Here is a 1682-nt window from a genome sequence, read left to right as displayed (position 1 = left end):
GCCCTGTTCCGCGCCGCCGTCGAGCTCTACCGCCGCACCGAGGGCTCCTACACGGCCACGGCGCTGCGCGAGCAACCCACCGCCTACGCCGCGATCGAGGCGATGCTGCGCGACAACATCACCCACTACACCGACCCCGGTCTGCCCAACGGCTGCATGGTGGTCCTCGCCGGCGCGACCTACACCACCCGCAACGCCGCGGTGCGCGAATTCCTGGTCGAAGCCCGTCGCCACACCACGGCCGACATCCGCGCACGTCTCGATCGCGGCGTCACCGACGGCGATCTCGCCCCCGACACCGACACGGCTTCGCTGGCCATGCTGTACAGCACCGTCCTGTACGGGTTGTCGATCCAGGCCAGAGACGGCGTCAGCCCCGGCGAACTCAGCGCCGCCGTCGACAGCGCGCTGCGCACACTCGAAGCCGCGACACGCTAGGCGAAGCCCGCGGGCCGGCGCGTCGGCGAGGTTCGGTCTCTCAGATTCGACGCAGGGCGGCGATACGTTCACCCAATTGATCGACACTCGCCAAGGCCGTAGGCGGACCACCACATTCGCGACGGAGTTCGCCGTGGATCACGCCGTGGGGCTTGCCGGTGCGGTGGTGGTGCATCGCGACGAGGCTGTTGAGTTCGCGGCGCAGCTCGCCCAGTTTGTCCGAGGTGGCGACACGTTCGGCGACGGCCGCCGGCTGGGGGGCGGACTCCTGCGCGGCACTACGGTCGGCCAGCTGACGGGTCTGACGGTCGCGCAGGAGAGCACGCATCTGGTCGGCGTCGAGCAGACCGGGAATGCCGAGGTAGTCGGCTTCCTCGTCGCTGCCCGCGATGGTGGCGGTGCCGAAGGAGGAACCGTCGTAGATCACCTGGTCGAGCTCGGCGTCCGCGGCGAGGGCGACGAAGGACTTCTCGTCCTCTCCGGGCTCGTCCTTGGCCTTGTTCGCGTCCATCAGGAGCTCGTCGTCGAGGCCGTCCTTCTCGCGGTGCGGCTTGCCGATCACGTGATCGCGCTGCAACTCCAGCTGCGCGGCCAGGTCGAGCAACACCGGCACCGACGGCAGGAACACGCTCGCGGTCTCGCCCGGCTTGCGGGCACGCACGAAACGGCCGATGGCCTGCGCGAAGTACAGCGGCGTCGAGGCGCTGGTGGCGTAGACGCCGACGGCGAGGCGTGGCACGTCGACACCCTCGGACACCATGCGCACCGCGACCATCCACGGCTGGGTGCCCTTCCCGAACTCGCCGATGCGCTGCGAGGACTGCGGGTCGTCCGAGAGCACCACCGACGGCCGCTCGCCACAGATGTGCTCGAGCAGTTCGGCGTAGTCGCGGGCCCGCTCCTGATCGGTGGCGATCACCAGACCGCCCGCGTCGGGCATGCCCGACGCGCGCAGCTGACGCAGGCGCACATCCGCCGCACGCAGCACCGCCGAGATCCAGTCACCTGCCGGGTCAAGGGCCGTGCGCCAGGCCCGCGCGGTGTGTTCGGCGCTGAGCGGTTCGCCGAGGCGGGCGGTGTGTTCCTCTCCCGCGCTGTCGCGCCAGTGCGCGTCACCGGAGTAGGCCAGGAACACCACCGGACGCACGACGCCGTCGGCGAGCGCGTCGGCATAGCCGTAGGAGTGATCGGCGCGCGAACGCGGGAACCCACCCTCGTCGGGCTCATAGGTGACGAACGGGATC

General features: G+C 70.3%; 2 protein-coding genes. One reads left to right on the top strand and one right to left on the bottom strand.

All coding sequences use genetic code 11. The features are described from left to right. The coding region (locus tag ACFWF3_RS35045; RefSeq protein ID WP_379318400.1) for a TetR family transcriptional regulator C-terminal domain-containing protein at window positions 1-438 on the top strand (438 nt) is incomplete at its 5' end. Between the two features lie 40 nt (window positions 439-478). On the opposite strand, the gene ACFWF3_RS35040 is transcribed toward ACFWF3_RS35045, so the two are convergent. Further along, window positions 479-1682: DEAD/DEAH box helicase (locus tag ACFWF3_RS35040; protein WP_379318398.1), on the bottom strand; the 1204-nt coding region annotated here is incomplete at its 5' end.

It is taken from the genome of Nocardia sp. NPDC060220 (assembly GCF_042727815.1).
Taxonomy (GTDB): Bacteria; Actinomycetota; Actinomycetes; order Mycobacteriales; family Mycobacteriaceae; genus Nocardia.
Note: the sequence above shows the minus strand (reverse complement) of the source record. Positions and strands in the feature narration are given on the sequence as shown.